Source organism: Rugamonas sp. GW822-FHT03B10, from assembly GCF_058801745.1.
Window position 1 is genome coordinate 446,198 of the sequence record NZ_JBXANP010000002.1, and the last position, 25,366, is coordinate 471,563.

16 protein-coding genes are annotated in these 25,366 nt (G+C 66.4%); 6 read left to right on the top strand and 10 right to left on the bottom strand.

Translation table 11 applies throughout. The annotated features are described in order from the left end of the window. Positions 1-8 precede the first annotated feature (8 nt). Both AC1RQG_RS05110 and AC1RQG_RS05115 read right to left on the bottom strand, forming a co-directional pair. Positions 9-1,859, bottom strand: coding sequence for a M2 family metallopeptidase (locus tag AC1RQG_RS05110; protein ID WP_493128957.1), 1,851 nt, complete (start codon positions 1,857-1,859; stop codon positions 9-11). Positions 1,860-2,041: 182 nt separating this feature from the next. Then, the gene (locus AC1RQG_RS05115) at positions 2,042-4,450 is read right to left on the bottom strand and encodes a glycoside hydrolase family 31 protein (protein ID WP_493128959.1); all 2,409 of its coding nucleotides are present in this window, start codon (positions 4,448-4,450) and stop codon (positions 2,042-2,044) included. Positions 4,451-4,668: 218 nt separating this feature from the next. Here AC1RQG_RS05115 and AC1RQG_RS05120 point away from each other — a divergent pair, with 218 nt between their 5' ends. Genes AC1RQG_RS05120 through AC1RQG_RS05130 form a run of 3 tightly spaced genes read left to right on the top strand, consistent with a single transcriptional unit; the run spans position 4,669 to position 9,454 of the window. Then, on the top strand, positions 4,669-6,021 hold the full coding sequence (locus AC1RQG_RS05120) for an MFS transporter (protein ID WP_493128961.1): 1,353 nt from the start codon (positions 4,669-4,671) through the stop codon (positions 6,019-6,021). Between the two features lie 56 nt (positions 6,022-6,077). Next, entirely contained in the window at positions 6,078-7,709 is a 1,632-nt protein-coding gene (locus tag AC1RQG_RS05125) for an alpha-D-glucose phosphate-specific phosphoglucomutase (protein WP_493128963.1), read from the top strand. Positions 7,710-7,747: 38 nt separating this feature from the next. After that, positions 7,748-9,454, top strand: coding sequence for an alpha-amylase family glycosyl hydrolase (locus AC1RQG_RS05130; RefSeq protein ID WP_493128965.1), 1,707 nt, complete (start codon positions 7,748-7,750; stop codon positions 9,452-9,454). Positions 9,455-9,469: 15 nt separating this feature from the next. On the opposite strand, the gene AC1RQG_RS05135 is transcribed toward AC1RQG_RS05130, so the two are convergent. The 8 genes from AC1RQG_RS05135 to AC1RQG_RS05170 form a co-directional block, all read right to left on the bottom strand. After that, on the bottom strand, positions 9,470-10,159 hold the full coding sequence (locus tag AC1RQG_RS05135; RefSeq protein WP_493128967.1) for a PKD domain-containing protein: 690 nt from the start codon (positions 10,157-10,159) through the stop codon (positions 9,470-9,472). 56 nt (positions 10,160-10,215) lie between these two features. Then, on the bottom strand, positions 10,216-12,972 hold the full coding sequence (locus tag AC1RQG_RS05140; protein ID WP_493128969.1) for an alpha-1,6-glucosidase domain-containing protein: 2,757 nt from the start codon (positions 12,970-12,972) through the stop codon (positions 10,216-10,218). 117 nt (positions 12,973-13,089) lie between these two features. Then, complete coding sequence (locus tag AC1RQG_RS05145) at positions 13,090-14,463, bottom strand: sigma-54-dependent transcriptional regulator (RefSeq protein WP_493129289.1); 1,374 nt, start codon at positions 14,461-14,463, stop codon at positions 13,090-13,092. A 22-nt stretch (positions 14,464-14,485) separates the two neighbouring features. Beyond that, positions 14,486-16,282, bottom strand: coding sequence for a sensor histidine kinase (locus tag AC1RQG_RS05150; RefSeq protein WP_493128971.1), 1,797 nt, complete (start codon positions 16,280-16,282; stop codon positions 14,486-14,488). Positions 16,283-16,475: 193 nt separating this feature from the next. Next, positions 16,476-17,273: an ABC transporter ATP-binding protein gene (locus AC1RQG_RS05155; protein WP_493128973.1), complete on the bottom strand. Its 798-nt coding sequence runs from the start codon at positions 17,271-17,273 to the stop codon at positions 16,476-16,478. Position 17,274: 1 nt separating this feature from the next. Next, the gene (locus AC1RQG_RS05160; RefSeq protein ID WP_493128975.1) at positions 17,275-18,096 is read right to left on the bottom strand and encodes an ABC transporter permease; all 822 of its coding nucleotides are present in this window, start codon (positions 18,094-18,096) and stop codon (positions 17,275-17,277) included. Between the two features lie 11 nt (positions 18,097-18,107). Beyond that, positions 18,108-19,073, bottom strand: a complete 966-nt coding sequence (locus tag AC1RQG_RS05165) for an ABC transporter substrate-binding protein (protein ID WP_493128976.1) — start codon at positions 19,071-19,073, stop codon at positions 18,108-18,110. Positions 19,074-19,276: 203 nt separating this feature from the next. Then, positions 19,277-20,797, bottom strand: a complete 1,521-nt coding sequence (locus AC1RQG_RS05170) for a POT-type proton-dependent oligopeptide transporter (RefSeq protein WP_493128978.1) — start codon at positions 20,795-20,797, stop codon at positions 19,277-19,279. 203 nt (positions 20,798-21,000) lie between these two features. Here AC1RQG_RS05170 and AC1RQG_RS05175 point away from each other — a divergent pair, with 203 nt between their 5' ends. The 3 genes from AC1RQG_RS05175 to AC1RQG_RS05185 all read left to right on the top strand — a co-directional run bounded on the left by AC1RQG_RS05175 (position 21,001) and on the right by AC1RQG_RS05185 (position 25,348). Then, on the top strand, positions 21,001-22,653 hold the full coding sequence (locus AC1RQG_RS05175) for an alpha-glucosidase (protein WP_493128980.1): 1,653 nt from the start codon (positions 21,001-21,003) through the stop codon (positions 22,651-22,653). A gap of 135 nt (positions 22,654-22,788) precedes the next feature. Continuing rightward, complete coding sequence (locus tag AC1RQG_RS05180) at positions 22,789-24,663, top strand: glucokinase (RefSeq protein ID WP_493128982.1); 1,875 nt, start codon at positions 22,789-22,791, stop codon at positions 24,661-24,663. 157 nt (positions 24,664-24,820) lie between these two features. After that, the gene (locus AC1RQG_RS05185; protein WP_493128984.1) at positions 24,821-25,348 is read left to right on the top strand and encodes a PadR family transcriptional regulator; all 528 of its coding nucleotides are present in this window, start codon (positions 24,821-24,823) and stop codon (positions 25,346-25,348) included. Positions 25,349-25,366: the final 18 nt, after the last annotated feature.

Consider the following 25,366-nt stretch of genomic DNA (forward strand, 5'->3'; position numbering starts at 1 on the left):
CGGCGTGCTTACTTGGCAGCCGATTTGGCCGATGGACCGGCCAGTTCCGCCGCCGCGAACTGCGCGTTCTGCGCATCCAGCCAGGTCTTGAGCGGGGCGAAGTATTCGAGCAGCGCATTGCCGTCGATCTTGTCCTCGCCCGAGATGGCTTTCAGCGCCTCCGGCCACGGCTTGCTGGCGCCCATGGCCAGCATCTGCTGCAGCTTGGCGCCGGCTTTGGGATTGCCATATACCGAGCAGCGGTGCAGCGGTCCCGTGTAACCGGCCTCGCGGCACAGCGCGCGGTGGAACTGGAACTGCAGCATGTCGGCCAGGAAGTAGCGCGCGTACGGCACGTCGGCCGCCACGTGGTACTTGGCGCCGGCGTCGAAGCCTTGCTCGCTGATGGCGGCCGGGCGCGACATGCCCATGTACTGCTCGCGCAGTTCCCACCAGTGCTTGTCGTAGTCGGCCGGTTTGGTCTTGCCGGAATAGACGTCCCAGCGCCATTTGTCGACCGAGTAGCCGAACGGCAGGAACGCCACCTTGGTCAGCGCCCGTTGCAGCAGCTGGCCGATGTCGGCGTCGGCCGCCGCGTCCTTCGGCATCAGGCCGATGGTCTTCAGGTAGTCGGGCGTGACGGACAGCGCCACGGTGTCTCCGATGGCTTCGTGGAAGCCGTCGTTGGCGCCGGCGCGGAACAGGTAGGGCTGCTTGTTGTAGGCCAGGTAGTAGTAGACGTGGCCCAGCTCATGGTGGATGGTGCTGAAGTCCTCGGCCGTGGGCGTGATGCACATCTTGATGCGCACGTCGTCCTTGTCGTCCATCGGCCAGGCGGAGGCGTGGCACACCACGTCGCGGTCGCGCGGCTTGGTCAGCAGCGAACGTTCCCAGAAGCTGGCCGGCAGTTTCTGCATGCCGAGCGAGGTGTAGAAGCGTTCCGCGTCGGCCGTCATCTCCTTGGCGCCGATCTTGCGCTCGGCCAGCACCTTGCTCAGGTCGAAGCTGGCCGTCTCGCCGGCCGGCTTGAGCAGCGGGTAGATGTTGTCCCAGGTCTGGCTCCACATGTTGCCGAACAGGTGGGCCGGAATCGGGCCGGTGGCCGGCACCACGTCCGGGCCGTAGGCCTGGCGCAGCTTGTAGCGGGTGTAGGTGTGCAGCGATTCATACAGCGGCTTGACCTGCTGCCACAGGCGTTCCATCTCGGCCGAGAACTGCTCGGGCGGCATGTCGTACTGCGAACGCCACAGGGCGCCCGTGTCGGCGAAGCCCATCTCGCGGGCGCCCTTGTTCGACAGCGCCACGTACTGGCTGTAGCGTTGCTTGTAGGCGGGCGACTGCGCGTGCCAGCCGAGCCAGACCTCCTTCAGGCGGGCCGGGTCGCGGCTGTCGGCCAGCACTTTCTCCATGTCGCCCAGCGCCATGCAGGCGCCGGCGCTGCCGTCCGCGTTCTTCGGGCAGTATTTACCCTTGCCGTAGGCGGCCGTCATGGCCGTCTGGGCCGACGTGTAGGCTTCGCGCTCCTTGGGGTCGGAGAACATCAGCGTCAGTTGCAGCAGCTTGAGTTTGCGCGCGGACTCGGGCTTGAGTTTGAGGCCGTTGTAGCGGCGCGCCGCCAGCGCGATCTCGCCGGACGCGGTCAGGTAGCGCTCGGAGAAGAAGGCGCTGATCGCTTCCGTGTCGTCGGTGATGAAGTTCTCGCCGACCCAGGCGCCGCGCGCCTGTTCGATGCTGAGTTTATTGAGCCGGCTTTCCGCGTCGGCCAGGAAGCGTTCGGCTTCGGCCACGGTAGGCTTGGCGGCCGGCGCCGCGTAGGCGCCGCCGCTGGCGGCTGTGATGGCGCTTGCCGCCAGCAGCGCCTTGAGGATGGTAGATGACACGCGTGTCTCCCTGAGTTGTGAAAATGGCCTTCGAACCGTCCGGTCCGAAGGCCATTAATATACACGTCAGGCTGGCGCGTGTGGCGGTTTTACCAAGTGTTGCGAATTCGTCAGTGGACGTCGCCCGCCGCAGCGAGCGCATCGAGGGTCTGACCCTGGTTTTAGAGGGTCGGACCCTGGTTTTAGCGTGCGTCGCCCGCCGCCAGCGCAATGCCCACCGTGCGCATCGCATGGTCGCTGGCCGGCAGTTGCACCGTCAGCATGCGCGCCGCGCCATCCCAGGCGAAGTCCACCGGCTGGCCGTCCAGTCGCACGCCGGCCGGCTTGGCGCCCACGTTGTGCACCTGCAGCGCGATGCTGCGCTGCGGGCGCTGGTAGTGCGCGCCCGTCTCCGACGACAGCGACAGCGTCAGTTCGCGGCCCTGCAGCTTGCTGGCGAAGTGCAGCAGTTCGTACTTGCCCTGCTCGTAGGCTTGCGCCGTCTCGCCGTCGTCGTCGTACAGCTTGCCCTGGCCGCTGCGGGCGGTGTGGTCGTGGTAGTAGTGCAGTTCGATGGCCTTGGTCGAATAGTCGCGCGTCGTCTGCACCACGGGCGCCAGCGGGATGAAGGCGCCGGCCCGCACGTAGACGGGAATGTGGTCGGGCGCCAGCTTCACGCTGCGGCTGGCGCCGCCGTCCTGGCGCTGGCCCGTGTAGAAGTCGAACCACGCGCTGTGGGCGGGGAACCACACCTGCTGCTCGGTGGCGCCCTTGCTGGTGACGGGGGTGACGAGCAAGTCCTTGCCCCACAGGTAGGTGGAGGCGATGGCGCGCGCCTGCACGTTGTCCGGCTCCTCGTACAGCATGGGGCGCATCAGCGGCAAGCCTTGCTGGTGGTTGTCGAAGGCCAGCGTGTAGTTATACGGCAGCATGCGGTAGCGCAGCCGGATCGCGTCGCGCGCCAGCGCCTTGGTGGGCGCGTCGCGGTAGACCGGCTCGGACGGCACTTCCTCCTGCGCGTGCGGGCGGAACACGGGCTGGAACACGCCGTACTGCAGCCAGCGCGTGTACAGCTCATCGTCCAGATTCGCGTTGGCGAAGCCGCCCAGGTCCGAGTGCATATAGGCCATGCCCTGCATGCCCATCTGCAGCGCGATCTCCGGCTGCGACTTCAAGCCACCCCAGCTGCGGTCCACGTCGCCCGACCATGGGATCATGCCGAAGCGCTGCGAACCGGAGTAGCCGGCCCGCATCAGGATGAACGGGCGCTCGGTAGGGTAGTCGTGGCGGTAGCCATCGGCCACCAGCTTGGCCCACTGGTGGCCGTAGATGTTGTGCACCTGCTGCGCCGTGCCGGTGGCGTGGCGCATCGAGCCGGGATGCACTTCCGGTTCGCCCAGGTCGCCCCACACGCCGGCCACGCCCATGTCGTGCAGGCCCTTGTAGACGTTCCAGAACCAGTCGCGGCCCGGTTGGCCGAAGATGTCGATCAGGCCCGTGTGGCCGAAGTAGAAGTCGTAGGCCAGCGGCGCGCCGTTGGCGTCCGTGCCCAGGATGTGCTTTTGCACGGCCTCCTGCCAGTGCGACGAGGTGTCGACGATGAACGGCTCAGTGATCAGTACCGTCTTCACGCCCTTGGCCTTGAAGTCGGCGATCATCTGCGCCGGGTGCGGGAAGTTGTCCGGGTCGAAGGCCAGGTTGCCCATGGTGCCCTTGATGGTCTTGCCGAACCAGTACAGGTCGAACACGATGGCGTCGACCGGGATGTCGTCGGCGATGAACTTGTCCACCGTGGCGCGCGCCTCCGCCTCCGTGTGGTAGCCGAAGCGCATGGCGAAATTGCCGAACGCCCAGCGCGGCGGCATGGGCTGGCGGCCCGTCAGGCTGGTGTAGCTGGCGATGATGTCTTCCCAGCTGTCGCCGGCCACCACCTGGTAGGTCTTGCGCCCGCCCGCCGTCTCGTAGGTCAGGCTGTTGTCGCCCTGGCTGTCGAAATCGAGGTAGCCCGTTTGCGGGTTATCGAAGTGCAGCAGGTAGCGCTTGGACGACAGCGCCAGCGGCATGGTGAAGTTCATCAGTTCCGAATGGTCGCTGTAGCCGTAATCGGCCTTGTTGAACAGCGTGTAGCGGTGGCCGCGCCGGTTCATGCCCATCGAGCGGGCGCCGGCGCCGTACAGCGCTTCCGTCGCGTCCAGCGCGAACTCGATGCGCTCGCCGTAGCCGGTCTTGCCGTAGCCGCGCTTTTCCGCCACCAGCGGCCGGCCCTTGTAGGCATAGGCGATCCGGAACGGCGCGCGGGTGATGGTGACGGACAGGCCGCCGGTCGTGTATTCGACGGTGTTACCCTTGTTCTTCAGCGTGGCCTGCACCGGGGCCGGCGCCAGCACCACGGCGTGCGACTCCGGCTCCACGCTTTGCCCGGCCGGCACGAAGGTGGTCTCCACGATGCGGGTCGAGTAGGGCTTGATCAGGTACTGGCCGTCGCTGGTGCGGATGTCCAGCTGGTTGCCGTGCAGGGTGGCGCTGTCGAAGCGGCGTTCCAGGTTCTGGGCCAGGACGGCGGGGCTGGCGGCGATCAGCAGGGCCAGGCCGGCGTAATGTTTGCTTGTCATGTGGAGGTGTCTCACTGGTTCCGGGTCTGGTTTTGATTTCTGTTATTTGACTACATTTGACTACAAAACCACGGTGCGGTGTGTGGCTAACTCCTTTATTTTACTATGAAGTTGTTTCGATTGACACCTGTAGTCGAGCGTGTTACTTTGCTACAAATTCGCATTTTGACGCTGAGCTCCGGCCTTCAGACCGGACCACATAACGGGGACACGCAGGCATGCAACCTTCTTCCAACAAGCCCAGGCTGACGTTCTGGCAGCTCTGGAACATGAGCTTTGGCTTTTTCGGCATCCAGTTCGGTTTCGCGCTGCAGAACGCCAACACCAGCCGCATCTTTTCCACGCTGGGCGCCAATCCCGACGACCTGGCCTTCCTGTGGCTGGCCGCCCCCGTCACCGGCTTGCTGGTGCAGCCCATCATCGGCTACCTCAGCGACAACACCTGGCACCCGTTCTGGGGGCGCCGCCGTCCGTTCTTCTTCGTCGGCGCCGTGCTGGCCTCGATCGCCCTGTTTCTGATGCCCAACTCCAGCGTCCTGTGGATGGCCGCCGCCGTGCTGTGGCTGATGGATGGCGCCATCAACGTGTCGATGGAACCGTTCCGCGCCTTCGTGGGCGACAAGCTCAGTCCCGCGCAGCAGACGGCCGGTTTCGCCATGCAGACCTTCTTCATCGGCTGGGGCGGGGTGATCGCCTCGCTGCTGCCCACCATCTTCTCGGACCTGCTGGGCGTGAGCAACGTGCCCGTCAACGGCGCGATTCCCGACACCGTGCGCTACTCGTTCTACATCGGCGGCGCCATCTACCTGTTTTCCGTGATGTGGACCGTGCTGACGGCCAAGGAAGCGCCGCCGGACGACCTGGAAGCGTTCCGCGCCGAGCGCGCGCGCAGCAAGGGCCTGGCTCATGCCATGGCGGAAATCCTGGGCGGCTTCGCGCGCATGCCCAAGACCATGGTGCAACTGGCGTTCGTGCAGTTCTTCACCTGGATTGCGCTGTTTGCCATGTGGATCTACACCACCTCGGCCGTCGCGGAAAACGTGTTCGGCACGGTGGACGCGCAGTCGGCCGCGTTCCAGGAGGCGGGCAACCACGTGGGCGTCATGTTCGCCGTCTATGGCGGCGTCTCGGCGCTGGCCGCCTTCATCCTGCCCGTGTTCGCACGGTACACCAGCCGCAAGTTCGTGCACATGACTTGCCTGGCCATCGGCGGCATGAGCCTGATCAGCATCTTCGCCATCCATAACCTGAACCTGCTGTTCGTGCCCATGATCGGCGTGGGCATCGCGTGGGCCAGCGTGCTGACCATGCCTTACGCGATCCTGGCCGGCGCCTTGCCCGCCAAGCGCATGGGTTACTACATGGGCGTGTTCAACTTCTTCATCGTCATTCCGCAGATCTGCAGCGGCCTGCTGCTCGGTTCCATCACCAAGCACTTCTTCGCCGGCCACACGATCAATACCGTGATGCTGGGCGGCGCGAGCATGGTGCTGGCCGGCGTGCTGACGCTGTTCGTCAAGGACAACGCGGCCGCCGCCGCCAAGGACGCCGGGATCAAGGCCGCCGCCTGAATTGCGCCGTTTGCGTTAGTATCGTCCGCTGTCCCCTCAACCAACGTGGAGCGAACATGACGATACAGACGGTGGCGACCACGCCGTATCCCGGCCAGCGGCCGGGCACCTCGGGCTTGCGGAAGAAGGTCACGGTATTCCAGCAGCCCGCCTATCTCGACAATTTCGTGCAAAGCCTGTTCGACACGCTGGGCGACTGCGCCGGCAAGACGCTGGTGCTGGGCGGCGATGGCCGCTACCACAACCGCGCCGCCGTGCAGACCATCCTGCGGCTGGCCGCCGCCCACGGCTACGCGCGCGTGCTGGTGGGGCGGGGCGGCATCCTGTCCACGCCGGCCGCCAGCTGCGTGATCCGCAAGCATGGCGCGTCCGGCGGCATCATCCTGTCGGCCAGCCACAATCCGGGCGGGCCGGACGGCGACTTCGGCATCAAGTACAACATCGCCAACGGCGGCCCGGCGCCGGAAGCGCTGACCGAGGCCGTGTGGCAGCACAGCGTGGCGCTGCACCGCTACCAGGCCAGCGATGCGCCCGACGTGGACCTCGATACCCTGGGCGGCACACGCATCGAGCAAATGATGGTGGAAGTGATCGACCCCGTGGCCGACTACGCGCAACTGATGGAGGGCCTGTTCGACTTCGCCGCCATCCGCGCCCTGTTCGCGCGCGGCTTCACGATGCGCTTCGACGCCATGAGCGCCGTCACCGGCCCCTACGCCCTAGCCATCCTGGAAGGCATGCTGGGCGCGCCGGCCGGCACCGTCATCAACGCGGTGCCGCTGGAGGATTTCGGCGGCCACCATCCCGATCCCAACCCCGTCAACGCCGCCGGCCTGATCGCCGTGATGGCCGGCGGGGACGCGCCCGATTTCGGCGCCGCCTCCGATGGCGACGGCGACCGCAACATGATCGTCGGCCGCCGTTTCGAGGTCACGCCGTCCGACAGCCTGGCCGTGCTGGCCGCCAACGCCACCGTGGCGCCGGGCTACCGGGGCGGCATCCGTGGCGTGGCCCGCTCCATGCCCACCTCGCGCGCGGCCGACCGCGTGGCGCTCGCGCTGGGCGTGCCATGCTTCGAGACGCCCACCGGCTGGAAGTACTTCGGCAACCTGCTCGACGCCGGCAAAGTCACGTTGTGCGGCGAGGAGAGCTACGGCACCGGCTCGGACCACATGCGCGAGAAGGATGGCCTGTGGGCCGTACTGTTCTGGCTTAACCTGCTGGCCGCCAGCGGCAAGAGCGTGGCGGCGCTGGTGCAGGAGCACTGGAGCCGTTTCGGCCGCAACTACTATTCGCGCCACGACTATGAAGCCATCGACAGCGCCGCCGCCGCCGAACTGATGGACGCCCTGCGCGCGCGCCTGGGCGGACTGGCCGGCCAGCGCCTGGGCGAATACACGGTGGACCTGGCCGACGACTTCTGCTACACCGATCCCGTCGATGGCAACGTGGCGCGCCAGCAGGGCGTGCGCATCGTGATGACGGACGGCTCGCGCGTGGTGTTGCGCCTGTCCGGCACCGGCACCGAGGGCGCCACCCTGCGCGTCTACCTGGAGCGCTACGAAGCCGATCCGGCGCAGCACCACCTGCCCACGCAGCAGGCGTTGGCCGGCCTGATCGCCGTCGCCGAACACGTGGCCGGCATCAGCGCCTACACGGGCCGCGCCGCGCCCAGCGTGATCACCTGATTTTCAACCGCACCGTCAACCACACAGGAAAAGACAGCATGAACAAGACTCCTCTCGCAATGACCCTGGCGCTGGTCGCGCTGGTCGCGCCGAGCGCCATGGCGGCGCCGGCCGCATCGGGCAAGGCGGCGCAGGCCGCGCCCGCGCGCGCGGCCGCCAGGCCATTCCTGTGGGAGAACGCCACCGTCTACTTCCTGCTGACGGACCGCTTCAACAACGGCAACCCGGCCAACGATCTGGCCTACGGCCGCCAGGCCGACGCCGCGCCGCTGCGCGGCTACATGGGCGGCGACCTGGCCGGCGTGACGGCCAAGATCAACGAAGGCTATTTCGACAGCCTGGGCGTGGACGCGATCTGGATCACGCCGCCTGTGGAGCAGATCCACGGCGGCACCGACGAGGGTACGGGCAAGTCCTACGGCTTCCACGGCTACTGGGCGCGCGACTGGACCAGCGTGGACGCCAACCTGGGCACGGAGCAGGACATGCGCGCGCTGGTGGACGCGGCGCACGCGCACGGCATCCGCGTGCTGCTCGACGTGGTGATGAACCAGACCGGCCCGGTGACGGAGCAGGATCCCGTGTGGCCGCCCGAGTGGGTGCGCACCGGCCCCGTGTGCACCTACAAGGATCCGGCCACCACCATCTCCTGCACCCTGGTGGCCAACCTGCCCGACGTGCGCACCGAGAGCAACGACAACGTGGCGCTGCCGCCGGCGCTGGTGGCCAAGTGGAAGGCCGAGGGCCGCTATGAGCGCGAGGTGGCGGAACTGGACGCCTTCTTCGCCCGCACCGGCTACCCGCGCGCGCCGCGCTACTACCTGATCAAATGGCACGCGGACTGGGTGCGCAAGTACGGCTTCGACGGCTTCCGGGCCGACACCGTCAAGCACGTGGAGGTGGGCGCGTGGAAGGAGCTGGGCAAGGAGGCGTCGCTCGCCTACGAGGAATGGAAGCGTGACCATCCCACCCGCAAGCTGGGCGACGACAAGTTCTTCATGACGGCCGAGCTGTTTGGCTACAACATCGCCAACGGCCAGCAGTTCGACCTGGGCGGCGGCCACAAGGTCAACTACTACAAGGACGGCGGCTTCGACAGCATCATCAATTTCGGCCTGGTGTGGGACGCGAAACAGGATTACGAGACGCTGTTCAGCAGCTACTCGGCCAAGCTGCACGGCGAGCTGCAAGGCTACACGGTGCTTAATTACCTGGCCTCGCACGACTTCGACCAGCCGTTCGATCCGGCCCGCACCAAGCCGTTCGAAAGCGCCAACAAGCTGCTGCTGGCGCCCGGCGCGGCCCAGATCTACTACGGCGACGAGACGGCGCGCCGGCTCGATCCGGCCGAAGCGCAGGGCGACGCCAAGCTGCGTTCCTACATGAACTGGGACGAACTGGCCAACGACGCCAGGCGCGACGGCTACAGCGTGGCCGCCGTGCGCCGTCACTGGGCCAAACTGGCCTTGTTCCGCCATGACCACGTGGCCGTGGGCGCGGGCGTGCACCAGCAACTGCAGGCCCACCCCTACGTGTTCAAGCGCACGTTCGAACGCGGCGCGCTGCGCGACAAGGTGGTGGTGGCGCTGGAGCAGCCGACCGACAAACCGTCCGCCATCGACCTGCATGGCGTGTTCGCCGACGGCGCGCGGGTGCGCGATTACTACTCGGGCACCAGCGCCGTGGTGGTCAAGGGCAAAGTCACGTTCCCGGCCCACAACGCCGTGGTGCTGATCGGCCAGTAGGCGCGGCGCCCGTCGTTACGGGCCGTAGGTGTAGACCTGCTTGATGCTGTGGTCCACGGTCGGCTCGTTGCGCAGGAAGTGGACGATGTCGGTCTGGATGCTGGTCATCAGCGTTTGGTTGGCCGATTCGGTGCACGGCAACGAGACGAGGCCGCCGCTCCTGCACAACAGGCGGGCCGGCGTGCTTTCGTACAGGCTCGCGCTGTTGGTGTCGGCGCAGGTGGTCGAGCCCTGTTGCGTGTACACGAGGTGGCCGTCCACCACGTAGACGCGGCGCGAGGTGGCGCAGGTATCGCCGTCCCACAGCGCGACGAAGGCCGCCACCGGCACTTGCGCCGTGAACGACACAGTGGCCGGCGCGCTATTGAGCTCCCCGTCGTTGACGGTCAGCGTGGCCGTGTAGGTGCCGGCGACGTCGGCGATGAAGTCGGGCGTGGCCACCTTCGGATTGATCAGCGAGGCCATGCTGCCGGCCGGCTTGGACAACGTCCACGTGTAGCCGACCAGGTCCTGGTTGGCGTCCGTGTAGCTGCCATTGAGTTTGATGAGCGTGCCCGCGTCCACCGTCTGTCCCGCGCCGGCGTTGGCGACGGGGGCCACGTTCTTGGGCGGGCCGGCGTCGCCGCCACCGCAGGCGGTCAATGACAACAGAGTCGAACAAAGGGCCATCGACGACAGCAGCTGCGGCAGGGACGAACGCTTCATGTCTTCTTTCTGGTGAAATTGCAAAGCCAAAAAGATAACATGAAACTTTGATAATCTTATCTATTCTCGACAAAAACGACGGCGCAGCGTGGCGGAACTGCAAATGTGCCCGTCGCGCCGTCGAAGCGCGCCGCGCGCGCCGGGCGCTGGTCGGCCGCACCCGCGCGCAGGTGCACCGGGTGCAGCACGTAGGCGCGGCCCCGTTCCTGCGGCACGGCCAGCGTGTGCGCCACCTTGTCCACGTTGATCAGGTAGGTGAGCGACTTGAAGCGTGCGCCCGCGTAGCCTTCGCCGTCCAGGTGGCCCACGATCACGGTCGGCTGCTGCTGCGAACCCGTGTTGTAGAAGCGCAGGCGGCGCTTGATGTCGTCGGCCGTGCGCAGCCGGAACAGCGTGCTGCTGGCGCGGATGGCCAGCAGGTCGCGGAACGCGTCGCGCGCGTAGGCGATATCGGCCGGCGTTGGCTTCAGCGCCGCGTCGCGCAGCAATGGCTTGAGCAGGGCGTAGTCCTTGCCGTTGTCGTCGGCCGGCGGCAGGCCCACGCCGTAGTTGTTGTCGCGGTAGCTCCAGTCCAGGCGGTTGAACCAGTCGCCCGATTCGAAGCTGTTGCGGTCCAGCGACTTGGAACGCAGGATGTCGTAGCCGGCGTGGAAGTAGGCCACGCCCTGGCTGAAGGCGTTGATGGCCGCGCCCAGCATCTGCACGCGCGCGCGGTCGGCCGTGCTGGTGGCCAGCGGCAGCTTGAACACGTTGTTGTCGTACATGGTCTGGTTGTCGTGGTTCTCCACGTAGTTGACCACTTCACCGGGCTCGCTCGCATAACCGGCCGGCTGGCCCGCGTAGTCGATGGCCTGCAGTTCGCGCGTGCTGTCGTCGGCCAGCGTCAGCGGATAGCTGCGGATGGAGCCGGCCAGCCCGACCTTGATCATGTCGGCCGCGTGCAGTAATTCGCTGGCCGCGTGCTGGCCCGCCTGCGCGTTGGGATCGTAGACCAGCCCATTGATGTAGCCCTGTTTGCTGAACAGCTGTTGGCCTGCGTCGCCCGCGCCGCCGCCACGCACGGCGTCGCGCCCACGGTCGCTGAAGGTGCCGATGCCGCTGCCGTTGAGCGACAGCTGGGACGCCTGCACGAAGCGCGCGCCGTTGGCCACTTCACCGAAGTTCCAGCCTTCGCCGATCAGGTTCACGTGGCGGCCGGTGGCCGTGTCGGCGCGGCGCTGCAACTGCTCCATCGCCGCGCGCGGCTGGTGCGCCATCAGGTCGAAGCGGAACGAATCGATCTTGTACTGCAGGGCCCACTGGGCCACCGAGTCGATCATCAGCTTGGCCATCATCGTGTTTTCCGTGGCCGTGTTGTCGCAGCAGGTCGAACGTTCGATCTTGCCCTGTGCGTCCAGCCGGTGGTAGTAGCCGGGCACCACGCGGTCCAGCACCGACTTCTCGTTCTGGCCCGCGATGTAGGTGTGGTTGTAGACCACGTCCATGCCGACCCGCAGGCCGGCCTTGTGCAGCGCCATCACCATCTGGCGGAACTCGATCACACGGCGCGCGCCGTCGGCCGGATCGGTGGCGTAGCTGCCCTCCGGTGCGTTGTAGTGGTAGGGGTCGTAGCCCCAGTTGTAGCAGTCGGTGAGCTGGGTGGATTTGATCAGCGCCTGCTGCGCGTCGCTGTCGGGCGCGCCCGATGGATGGGGCATCACGCAGCCCTTTTCGGGCACGCTGCCGATGTCGAACACGGGCAGCAGGTGGACGTCGGTCAGGCCGGCGCGGCTCAGCGCGGCCAGGTGCTTCATGCCGTTCGAGCCGGTTTCCGTGAAGGCCGCGTACTTGCCGCGATGGGCGGCGCTGACCGTCTGGTCGTTGATGGAAAAGTCGCGCACGTGCAGTTCGTAGACGGCCATGTCGGGCTGCGCCGCCACTTTGTTGGGTGCGCGGTCGCGCTCCCAGCCGGACGGTTTCAGCTTGGCCGCGTCAAGGCTGGCGATGTAGCTGCGCTTCGAATCCGTCGTCAGGCTGATGGAATACGGATCGGTGACGAGGTTCCGCACCATGCCGGCGCTGGGGGCGAACACGTCCACCGCGTACTGGTAGTACTGGCCCGACAGGTCGGCCGGGCGGGAGGCCGACCAGATGCCGGTGACCGCGTCGAACGCCATGGGCACGACGGCGCTGGCGGGGGCGCTGCCGCTCGGGTACACGCACACGGCCACCTGGCGCGCCGTGGGCGCCCACAGCTTGAAGGTGCTGCGGCCGGGCGCCACGCCCACGCCCAGGTCGGCCACCTCGCCGGCCTTGGCGTACAGGTCGTCCAGCGCGCCGGCGATCTGCACGCTGGTGGCGTCGCGCACGGTGCCGTCCGGCGCCTCCTGCACCAGCAGCAGTTGCTGGCGCAGCAGTGCGCCGGCGCGGGTCGCGTCGGCCGCCGGCAGGGCCAGCGTGGCGCCGGATGCGACGAATTTGAAGCGTTGCGCCAGATCGGAGGGCAAGGCGGCGTCGTGCCGTTCCAGCGTGATGGCGCCATCCGCGCCGCGCACTTTGGCGCCGGCGGTGGCGTCCAGCGTGCCGGCGACCGAGTAGTAGAGTTTGAAGGTGGCGCCGGCGTCGGCGCCCGGCCAGCGCAGCAGCTGGCGGTTGAACCAGTAGGCGCGCGCATCGGTGGCGGCGGCGGGGTGCTGCACGATGGCGAACGGGCCGTTGCAGCTGGCCAGATCCACCGTGTCGGCGGCCGCCGCAGCCAGGCAGGTGAGGGCGAGCGCGCCGCCCGCCGTAAGGTGTGCCACGCGTTGCCACGCGCCGGTCTGGTGTGCGCCCATCAGCTCATCTCCGTATCATCATTTGGTAGTGCAACTACAAAAATGTAGTTGATGCCCTTGAATTTGCCGGATATGGTAATCCAATTTCTGTAGTTTTGATACGAATTTGCGTCGGGCTTATTTCTTTCCTGTGCCGATCTGGTACTTTTTGAGCTTGTCGTACAGGGTCTTGCGCGGCACGGCCAGGTGGTCGGCGGCCAGCGCGACGTTGCCGTCGGTGGCGTCGAGCGCGCGCACGATCAGTTCGCGTTCGAACTGGTCGACCTGTTGGGGCAGGGAAGGGCTGGCCGATTCCGCCTGTGGCGCGCTGGCCGGTTCGGTCGCAGCCGCAGACGCTGTCGTGGTTGCTGCGATGGCGGCGGCGCCCGGCATCTGCGCCACGCCCAGCACCAGCCGTTCGGCGAAGTTGCGCAGTTCGCGCACGTTGCCGGGCCAGTCGGCGGCCTGCCACTGCGCCATCTGCTGCGCGCTCCATGCGGGCACGGGACGTTGGAAGCGGGCCGCCGCGTCCCGCACGAAGTGGGCCAGCAGCAGCGGAATGTCGTCGGGCCGGTCGCGCAGGCGCGGCAGCTCCAGGCTGACCACGCCGATGCGGTAGTACAGGTCTTCGCGGAACAGGCCTTGCGCGGCCTGTTGCAGCAGGTCGGTCTTGGTGGCGGCCACCACGCGGCAGTCAAGCGCGATGCTGTCGTTGCCGCCCAACCGTTCCAGCCGGCGTTCCTGCAGCACGCGCAGCAGCTTCACTTGCAGCGCCATCGGCATGCTCTCGATCTCGTCCAGGAACACCGTGCCGCCGTTGGCATATTCCAGTTTGCCGATGCGGCGCTTCTGCGCGCCCGTGAAGGCGCCCGCCTCGTGGCCGAAGATTTCGCTTTCGAACACGGACTCCGGCAGGGCGCCGCAATTGATGGCCACGAACTGGCCCTTGCGGCCGCTGGCCGCGTGCAGCAGGCGCGCCACCACTTCCTTGCCGGTGCCGGTCTGGCCGTGGATCAGCACATCGACCGCGGCCGGCGCCACGTTGCGGATCATGACCTTCAGGCGCTCGATCGCCTCGGAGCGTCCCACCAGATCGGGCAGGTCCGGATGCAGGGCGCGCTGGGCGCGCAGCGCGCGGTTCTCCAGCACCAGCGCGCGCCGTTCCTGGGCGCGGCGCACCGTCTCCTGCAGGCGCTCGGCGGCGAATGGCTTCTCGATGAAGTCGTAGGCGCCGGCGCGCATGGCCGCCACCGCCATGCTGACGTCGCCGTGGCCGGTGACGACGATGACGGGCAGTTCGGCGTCCAGCGCCACCACCTGCTCCAGCAATTCCAGGCCGCTGCGGCCGGGCAGGCGCACGTCCGTCACCACCACCCCGGCGTAGTCGGGCCGCAGCAGGGGCAGCGCTTGCTCCGCGCTGTCGCACGCCTGCACGGTGAAGCCGGCCAGTTCCAGCGTCTGGCTGGTAGCCAGGCGCAGCGCCGCTTCATCTTCAACCAGGATCGCCTGCATCGCGCTCACATCGCACTCCACGTCACACTCCTTCTATCAACAATGGCAGGCGCAGTTCGAAGCGCGCGCCGCCTTCCGGCAGGTTGCGGGCCGTGAGCTGGCCGTTCATGGCCTGCACGATGGACGACGAAATCGCCAGTCCCAGCCCCAATCCCTTGCCGGATGGCTTGGTGGTGAAAAACGGTTCGAACAGGTGGGCCGCCACCTGTTCCGGTATGCCCGGGCCGCTGTCGCTGATGCTCACCAGCGCCTGCGCATGGTCGGACGCATCTTCGCGCGCGAGCGCCACGTCCACGCGGCGCGGCGCGTCCGGCGCGCCCGCCTCCACGGCGTCGAGCGCGTTGCGCAGCAGGTTGATCAGCACCTGCTCGATGCGCACGGCGTCGCCGGACACCTTGCAGCAGCCATCGTCGGCCGTCACCTCCAGCGCCACGCCGAGCCGGCGGAATTCGCTTTGCAGCAGGAAGCAGGCAGCCCGCACGCAGGCCGCCAGGTCCACCGTGGCCACGCTTTCATCCTTGCGCGCGAAGCCTTTGAGCTGGCTGATGATGGCGCCCATGCGCGCGCTGGCGTCGGCGATGTGTCCCAGGTTGCCGGCCGCCTGCGCCGTCATGCCACGCTCCAGGAAGGTGCGGGCATTCTCGGCGAAGGCGCGGATGGCCGCCAGCGGTTGGTTCAGTTCATGCGTGACGCCGGCCGCCATCTGGCCCAGCATGGCCAGCTTGCCGGCCTGGATCAGTTCATTCTGGGTCGAGCGCAGCAACTGCTCCGTCTCCTGCAGCTTGGCGTAGCGCGCTTCCAGACTGGCGTTGGTCTGGCGCAGCTGGTCGGTGCGTTCGGCGATGCGGTCTTCCAGTTGCAGCGCGGCCCGTTGCAGCGCGGCGCGCGAGGCCTGGGCTTCCTCCAGCCGGCGCCGGCGCTGGTGGATGGCCCACAGCGACACGGCCGCGCAAGCCAGCAGCAGCGCGGCCGCCAGCGCCCATTGCACACCGGCGCGCGCCACGCGCGCTTGGCCGGGGAACAGCATCAATTGCCAGCCCAGTTCTCCGACCGGCTGGGTGACGGGCCGGGTGACGTTGGCGGGCAGCGGCGCGATCGGTTTGTCCAGGTATTGCTGGGTGCGCGCCAGTTCCTGCACGGTGGCCGCATCGAGCTGGTGCAGGCTGCGGTAGATCCAGTCCGGGCGGTTGCTGAGGAAGATCACGCCGCTGCGGTCGGCCAGCACGATGGGATCGGCGCTGCTGCGCCAGGTGCGCTCGAATTCGGCCAGGCTGATTTTGACGGCCACCACGCCGGCCACGGCGCCGCGCGCGCTGCCGTCGCGGTACACGGGTTGGGCGATGAAGTAGCCAGCCTCGCTGGTGCTGGTGCCGATGCCGTAGAAGCGGCCCGCCTGGCCGTGCAGCGCGGCGCGGAAGTAGGGCCGGTACGAGAAGTTCTTGCCGACGAATCCCAGCGGCTGGTCCCAGTTGCTGGCGCCCAGCGTGAGGCCGTCGCGGTCCATCACGTAGATGGCGCCCACCTTGGCTTGCTGCTGGATGGTGTGCAGGGTGCTGTTCAGGCGCGCGATGGCTTGCGGGTCGTTGGGGTGGGCCAGGGCCTGGATCAGGTCGGGCTGGAAGCCGAGCACGAAGGGCAGGGTTTCGAATTTTTGCAGCACCGATTGCAGGTCGGGGGCGATCAGCTGCAGCTGGCGCTGGGCCTGGTCCTGCAGCTCGGCGCGGGCGTGGCGGGTGCCGAGCAGCCAGGCGCCCGCCACGATGCAGGCGGCCAGGATCAGGGCTGGGAACAGCAGCAGGGAGGGGAATGCGCGCTTCATGATGCTACTGTACCGTAAAGCTGAGGGGGGCCGGGGACGCATCTTCAAGTCGCAAAGTTAAGCCGTCGTACCCGCGCAGGCGGGTACCCATAGAACGCATGCGCTGTGCAATCGCTTGCTGTGTATGGGTTCCCGCCTGCGCGGGAACGACGATATTTCGTTTAACGGTATTGCGCGCCCCGTGGATGGTCCCTCAATCGACGGCGGCGATGCGGATTTCGTCGTTGTGGTGGCGCTGCTGTTCCTCCATCACCAGCTGCCCCAGTTCGCGCTTGAGGGCATTGAACTCGGCGGCGGCCGGGTCGCGCAGCCGTGGCAGCTCCACCAGCATGTCGCGCTTGACCGTGCCGGGCCGGTAGGTCATGACGATGATGCGGTCGGCCAGGTAGATCGCTTCCTCGATGCTGTGCGTGACGAAGATGATGGTCTTCTTCAGCTCCGACCAGATGCGCAGCAGTTCGTCCTGCAGGTTGCGCCGGGTCAGCGCGTCCAATGCGCCGAACGGCTCGTCCATCAGCATGATGGGCGAGTCGAGCGCCAGCACGCGGGCGATCGCCACGCGCTGGCGCATGCCGCCCGACAGGTCTTTCGGATAGCGCTGGGCGAAGTCCTGCAGCGACAGCATCTTCAGCAGATCGGCCACCTTGGCGTCGATCTCGCGCTGGCCCATGCCCTTGATCTCCAGGCCGAACGCGATGTTCTTCGCCACCGTCATCCACGGGAACAGCGCGTATTCCTGGAACACCATGCCGCGTTCGGGGCCGGGGCCCGTCACCAGCTTGCCGTCCGCGTGGATGGTGCCCGACGAGGGCAGCGAAAATCCCGCCACGGCGTTCAGCAGCGTGGACTTGCCGCAGCCCGATGGCCCCAGCAGGCAGACGAACTGCCCCTGCGGGATGTCGAGCTCGATGTTCTTGAGGGCGACGACGTCGCGGCCATCGGCCTGGAATACCTTGTTGACGCCGCGTACGGCGATGTGGGATGCGCTCATGTCAGTTCTCCAGGCCGCGGTGCCAGCGCAGCAGATGGTTGTTCAATTTGTTCATGGCCACGTCGATCGCCAGTCCCAGCAAGCCGATGCTGATCATGCCGGCGATGATCTTGTCCGACCAGAAGTACTCGCGCGCCTCCAGGATGCGGAAGCCGAGCCCGTTGTTCACGGCGATCATCTCCGACACGATGACGACGATGAACGCGGTGCCGATGCCGATCCGCACGCCCGACAGGATGTAGGGCACGGCGGCCGGCAGCATCACCCGCACGAACATGGTGTGCTGGCCCACGCCCAGGTTGCGGGCGGCGCGGATGTAGATGCCGTCCACCTGGCGCACGCCGGCGATGGTGTTCATCAGCACCGGGAAGAAGGCGCCCAGCGCGATCAGGAACACGGCCGGCGCGTTGCCAAGCCCGAACCACAGGATCGCCAGCGGAATGTAGGCGATCGGCGGAATCGGCCGCAGCACCTGCATCAGCGGGTTGAGCCACGCGTACATGCGCTTGCTCGACCCCATCACCAGGCCCAGCGGCAGCGCCAGGCCCGCGCCCACCGCGAAGCCGACCACCACCCGGTACATGCTGCTGAGCGTATCGCCCACCAGCTCACCGGAGAAGGCCCACGCCAGCCACGAGCCGGCGGCCGGATCGTAGGGCTGCAGCGGCAGCAGGTATTCGAACCACTTGTGCACCACGGCCGCCGGCGACGGCAGCACCTGCGGGTTGACCCAGCCCAGCATGGCGGAAACCTGCCACAGGGCGACGACGAGCACCGGCACCACGATGCCGGCGGCGAGTTCACGCCAGTGTTGTTGTTTCATGGCGTCCCCGCTTATTGGATGTTGAGGCTTTTCTTGGCCGCTTCCAGCAGGTCGGTCTTGACCCAGTCCTTGGCCACAGGCGGCGTGCGCATCTTGCCGGTGCCGGTTTTCGCCATCACGTCGGTGGTGAGCTGGATGTGCTCGGGCGTGATGTCGTAGCTGTAGGGCGAATTGCTGATGGCGTCATTGAAGTCGTTCTTCGTGATCTGGTTCTTGAAGATCACTTCGCGCACGTATTTCTCGGCCACGGCCTGGTTGTCGATGAACAGCTTGGTCGCCTGCACGAAGCAGTTCATGAACTTGGCCGCCACCGGGCGATGCTCCTTGTAGAACTTCTCGCTCATCACCATGGTGCGCACGGGCGCGCCGATCGGCGTGTCGTACGGCTTCATCACCTCCACGCCGTAGCCCTTGTTGATGGCCTGCGACGATTGCGGTTCGCTTTGCATGATGGCGTCCAGGTTCTTGCCCAGCAGCGCCTGGTTCAAGTCGGCGAACGCGAGGTAGATCAGCTGCACATCCTTGCCCGGCTGGTCGGACGCCGTCATGCCGTGCTGGGCCAGTTCGGCCACCAGCAGCACCTCATGGATGCCGCCGCGCGTGACGCCCACCTTCTTGCCCTTCAAATCCTTGATCGACTTGATGCCGGCATCGGGGCGCGCGACCAGGCGCGCGCCGCCTTTGGCGAAACCGGCGACGACGTAGATCGGCGCGCCGTTGGCGCGGCCGGAAATGGCGGCCTCGGAGGCGGTGGCGCCCACGTCCAGTTCACCGGCCAGGATGGCTTGCATCACATCCGGGCCCTTGGCGAACACGTGTTCCTCCACTTTGATGCCGCACTTGGGCGCGATTTCCTTGATGTAGGAAACGGCGCCGTAGTGGGCGAATTTGAGATTGCCGAGGCGGACCACGTCTTCCGCCTGGGCGGCGGTGCAGAGGACGGCGGCGGCGAGTGCGATCAGGCGGAACTTGGACATGCTGGTCTCCTTTGTGGTGTTGTGTGCCAGAACCAATTGCAGGTTCCGTGCCAGCCACAAGGGAAACCCATCGCGGACGCTAAGGTGTTGATTTATATCGGATCGCGGCGGCACGCTGCTTGCGCGCCGTCAGCAAACTGGGCGGAAATCCGCCAGCGGCGCGGCGCCGCATGCGGATTTCCGCCCAGGGCGGGAGGATTGGCTCAGGCTGGCCGGTAGTGGTTCACCATGCGGTAGCTGCGCGCGTACCAGCCAAACAGGATGGCGGCGACCAGCGCGAAGGCGGCGAAGAAAAACATCTGGAACGCGATCGAGCTGAGGCCGGTGGTGGCGATCATGGCCGTGATGGCATCGTTCTTGACGCCCGCGTTGACGATCAGCACCCACAGGCTGCCGATGGTGACGGCCAGGCACCACAAGCTCATGATGGTGCCCTTCATCGAGGCCGGCGCCTGGCTGTACGCGAATTCCAGTCCCGAGGTGGACACCAGCACTTCACCGAAGGTGAGCAGGGTGTAGGGCAGGATCTGCCACGCGATCGAGGTCGGCGTGCCGCCATCCATCTGCAACTGGATGGCGCCGATCACCACCCAGGCCAGCGACGTGAAGGCGATCCCGCCCGTCATGCGGCGCAGCGTGGTCGGTTCCCAGCCCATTCGGCGCAGCAATGGGAACAGCGCGAAGTTGTTGAACGGGATCAGCAGCATCACCAGCAAGGGGTTGAGCGCCTGCATCTGCGCGGGCAGGAACCAGTCCGGCTTGGTCATGTCGTTGGCCTGCACGATCCAGGTCGAGGCCTTCTGGTCGAACAGCGACCAGAACGGCGTGACCAGCGAGAATACGATCAGGATGCGCAGCACGGCCCGCACGCCTTCGATCGTCTCGTCCGGATGGGCGCCGCGAGCGCGCTCCAGTTGCATGGCCGTGCCCAGGCCGCCGAACGCGAGCACCAGCACCAGCGCCAGGCAGGCCGAGATCACGAAGCCCCATTGCGGCGTCATGGCCAGCGAGGCCAGCGCGCCGGCCGCGCCGATGGCGGCCACCGTCAGGCCCGGGCGCGACTGGCCGGGCTGGCGCGCCAGCAGCGCCGTGCGCGCCACCCGCAGCACGGAATGGGGATTGGCCGGTGACGGCGGCACGTGCACATATTGCTTGTTGCCCATCCAGAACACGACGGTGGCGATGAACATCAGCAGGCCCGGGATGCCGAACGCCACGGCCGCGCCATAGTCGCGCAGGAAGATCGGCATCAGCAGCGAGGCGAAGAACGAGCCGAAGTTGATGATCCAGTAGAACGCGTCGAACACCACCTTGGCGCGGTTGCGGTTGCTCTGGTCGAACTGGTCGCCCACGAACGACGCCACCAGCGGCTTGATGCCGCCGGAGCCGAACGCGATCAGGAACAGGCCGAAATAAAAGCCTTGCAGGTTGTTTTCGAAGATGGCGAGGCAGGCGTGGCCGGCCACGTAGACAAGGCTCAGCCAGAGGATCGTGTTGTATTTGCCGAACAGGCGGTCGGCCACCCAGCCGCCGAGCAGCGGGAAGAAATACACGCCGATCACGAACGTGTGGAACACGTGCTTGGCCTCGCTGGCCCGGTCGGGCAGGGGCAGGAACAGCAGGAGGGTGCTGATCAGGAAGGGCGTGAGGATGTTGCGCATGCCGTAGAAGCTGAAGCGCTCGCAGCCCTCGTTGGCGATGATGTAGGGAATTTGACGCGGCATCGGGCCGTTGCCGGCCTCTATTTCCACGGGTTGCGCTACTTTTTGTGTAGTTTGACTACTATTCATTGTTACCCCTGTTCTCATTTAACTTTGTAAGTTATTGATTTAATTGGTTTTTGCTTGGTGTTGCGAAAACCGTCTCCCCATTGAGAAAATCATATTGCTGATGTATATTGTCTACAAATTCAATATCGGGCCCTGCCATGACCAAACAACTCTCCCAGCCTTCCGATCAGCAACGCCAGTGGTGGCGCGAAGCCATCATCTACCAGGTGTATCCGCGCAGCTTCCTCGACACCAATGGCGACGGCGTGGGCGATTTGCCCGGCATTACGGCCAAGCTGGACTATATCGCATCGCTGGGCGTGGACATCGTCTGGATTTCACCGTATTTCAAATCGCCGATGAAGGATTTCGGCTATGACGTGTCCGATTATTGCGACGTCGACCCGTTGTTCGGCACGCTGGCCGATTTCGACGCGCTGATCGACAAGGCCCACCGCCTCGGCCTGCGCATCATGATCGACCAGGTCATGTCGCACTCGGCCGAGGACCATCCGTGGTTCAAGGAAAGCCGCTCCAGCCGCGACAATCCCAAGGCCGACTGGTATGTGTGGGCCGATCCGCTGCCCGATGGCAATCCGCCCAACAACTGGATGTCCGTGTTCGGCGGCCCGGCCTGGCAGTGGGACAGCCGCCGTCGCCAGTACTACATGCACAACTTCCTGGTCAGCCAGCCCGACCTGAACTTCCACAACCCGGAGGTGCAGCAAGCCCACCTGGACTGCTTGCGCTTCTGGCTCGAACGCGGCGTGGATGGCATCCGGCTGGACGCCTGCAACTTCCACTTCCACGACACTGAGCTGCGCAGCAATCCGCCGGCCGTCAACCGCGACACGGCCACCGTGTCCGACGTCAACCCGTACGGCATGCAAGCGCACGTGTACGACAAGAGCCGTCCGGAGAACCTGGCCTTCCTGAAAAAGCTACGCAGCCTGCTCAATGAATACAACGCCGTCGCCATCGGAGAAGTGGGCGCCGACGATTCGCTGGCCGTGATGGCCGAATACACGGCCGACGGCGACAAACTGCACATGGCCTACAGCTTCAACCTGCTGGTGCCGACCTGCTCGGCCGACTACATCCGCAAGCAGGTTGAGCAGTTCGAAGCGCGCGTCAAAGGCGGCTGGGCCTCGTGGTCGGTCGGCAACCACGACGTGCAGCGCGTGGCCACCCGCTGGGGCGGCCCGGACGCGCCTGTCGCCTTCGCCAAGATGATCCTGGCCATGCAGTTGTCGCTCAAGGGCACGCCGTGCCTGTACCAGGGCGACGAGCTGGCCTTCCCGGAAGCGGACGTGCCTTACGAACTGCTGCAAGACCCGTACGGCATCACGTTCTGGCCGGAGTTCAAGGGCCGCGACGGCTGCCGCACGCCGATCGCCTGGACCGACGACGGCGCCACGCATGGCGGCTTCACCAGCGGCAAGCCGTGGCTGCCCGTGGTGGCGCCGCAGCTGGCACGCGCCGCGTCGGTGCAGGAACAGGACGCGGCATCGTCACTGGCCTTCACGCGCCAGTTCATCGCGTGGCGCCGCGCGCTGCCGCAGCTGACGCGCGGCGGCATCACCTTCTTCGACGCGCCCGAGCCCGTGCTGGCGCTGCGGCGCGATCTGGACGGTGAGCGCGGCATCGTCGCCATCTTCAACCTCGGTGGCGATCCGGTCAGCTTCAACTTGCCGCAGGCGGCCGGGGCGGAACAGATGAGCGGCTACGGCCTGCCCGGCGAAGTGCAGGGCGATCAGGTCAGACTGCCGGCCTACGGCGCCTGGTTCGGTTTGCTCCCGGCTGGCCAGTAAGGAACGCGAAACCCCGTACGATCAGATTGTGCGGGGTTTTCTTCTTTATGGACCGTATTTCGGTTATGCTTGCCGCCTTCCGGCGCGTTATCTTCCAAACAAAACCTGCCGCTCAACGACTTGACAGTATCGACGATGAAACAAGCTGAAGTTGACCCAAAAATCAATCGCACCGCGTTCGCCGACGGTCCCCGTCTGCTGGCCGACATCGGCGCCACCCACGCCCGTTTCGCGCTGCAGACGGCGCCCGGCGAGTTCCGCGCCGTCAGCGTGCTCAAGTGCGACGACTTCCCCGACATCGTGGCCATGCTGCGCTCCTATCTGGCGGCGCACGGCGACATCACCTTGAACCACGCGGCGCTCGCCGTGGCCAATCCGGTCAGCGGCGACCAGGTGCGCATGACGAACCGCGACTGGGAATTCTCCACCGACGAAGTGCGCCGCGCCCTGGGCCTGCACACGCTGCTGGTGGTGAACGACTTCACGGCGCTGGCCATGTCGCTGCCCGGCCTCAAACCGGCCGACCTGATGCAGGTGGGCGGCGGCACGCCGGCCAGCAACTCCGTGATCGGCGTGCTGGGTCCGGGCACCGGCCTCGGCGTGTCGGGCGTGATTCCCACCGTCGATGGCTTCGTCACGCTCGGTAGTGAAGGCGGCCACACCAACTTCGCGCCGGCCGACGAGCGCGAATACGCGATCCTGCAATACGCATGGCAGACCTGGTCGCACGTGTCGACCGAGCGTCTGATTTCCGGCCCCGGCATGGAGATCATCTACCGCGCCATCGCCAAACGCAACGGCCGCCAGGTGCGCGACCTGACCAATCAGGAGATCATGTCCGGCGCGCTGACGGACAAGGACCCGCTGTGCCTGGAAGTGCTCGAATGCTTCTGCGCCATGCTGGGCGGCGCCAGCGCCAACCTGGCAGTCACGCTGGGTGCGTTCGGCGGCGTCTTCATCGGCGGCGGCATCGTGCCGCGCCTGGGCGAATGGTTCAAGACCTCGCCGTTCCGCGCCCGCTTCGAAGCCAAGGGCCGCTTCACCAGCTATTTGTCGGAGATCCCGACCTATGTGATCACCACGCCCAACCCGGCGTTCTACGGTGTGGCGACGATTTTGTCCGAACACCTGCGCGGGCGCAGCGGCGCCAACACGCTGATGGAGCGCGTCCAGCATCTGCAGCACGAACTGACGCCGGCCGAGCAGCGCGTGGCCAGTCTGGTGCTGGAGCAGCCGCGCCTGGTGCTCAACGAGCCGATCGCCGACATCGCGCGGCTGGCCGAAGTCAGCCAGCCGACCGTGATCCGCTTCTGCCGCTCGCTCGGCTTCCTTGGACTGGCCGACTTCAAGCTCAAGTTCGCCAGCAGCCTGACCGGCGCCATCCCCGTGCGCCACAGCCAGGTGCGCATCAGCGACAGCACGCACGACCTGAGCGCCAAGGTGATCGACAACACCGTGTCGGCCATCCTGAAATTCCGCGACCAGCTCGACGTGCGCTCGCTGGACCGCGCGATCGCCTTGATCAGCAAGGCCAAGCGGGTCGAGTTCTACGCCATGGGCAACTCGCGCGTGGTGGCGCTGGACGGCCAGCACAAGTTCTTCCGCTTCCGCATTCCCACCTCGTCGTATGGCGACTCGCACCTGTTCGGGCTGGCGGCCGGCCTGTTGAAGGCGGGCGATGTGGTGATCGCCATCTCCAATTCCGGCAAGCTGCCCGATCTGCTGGACGCGGTCGACACGGCCCGCGCGGCCGGCGCCGACGTCATCGCCATCACGGCCAGCAACTCGCCGCTGGCCAAGAAGGCCACCGTGTGCCTGGCGGTCGACCACAGCGAGGACAGCACCACCTTCCTGTCGATGATCTCGCGCATCCTGCAACTGCTGCTGATCGACATCCTGTCGGTCGGCATCTCGCTCGACGCCCAGAACGCCGAGCTGGTGCTCGAACGCAAAGGCGAGGGCATCGAATCGGAAACGCGCCGCCTGCTGATCTCCCACCTCGATAGCTAACTCCACTCGTATGCGGACGTATGTAGAGGGTCAGACCCCAGGGTCTGACCCTGGTTTGGCGTTTTCGCTTCTCCACGGCTGTTACAAATTCGCGCTTGAATTCTGACGGAATACGTTTACGATATATCTTATTGCGATATATCTTAAGGAGTTTCCCATGTTCCGATTCCTGCACGGTTCCCATCGTTTCCATTCGCTCATGCACGGCCACCATGGCGGCGGGCGCGGCCACGGGCGCGGGCCGAAGATGTTCGACGCCGGCGCCATGCGCTATGTGGTGCTGCAATTGATCGCGGAGAAGCCGCGCCATGGCTACGAGATCATCAAGGAGCTCGAACAGCGCTCGGGCGGCGGCTACACGCCCAGCCCCGGCGCCATCTATCCGCTGCTGTCCATGCTGCTCGACATGGGCCACGTGTCGGCCATCGCCGACGGCAACAAGAAGCTGCACACCATCACGCCCGAGGGCGAGGCCTTCCTGGCCGAGAACCGCCAGTTCGTCGACGCCATCCTGGCCCGCATGGCCGAACCGTGCGACGCGCGCGGCGACATCCGCAACCTCATGCACGAGCTGCGCGACCTGGTCCACCTGCGCGCGCGCGACGGCCGGCCGGACCCGGCGCGGCTGGAGCAGGTGCGCGCCATCCTGCGCCGCGCCATCGCCGACATCGGGGCGCTGGACTGACCTCCGGCGTCTCCCCTA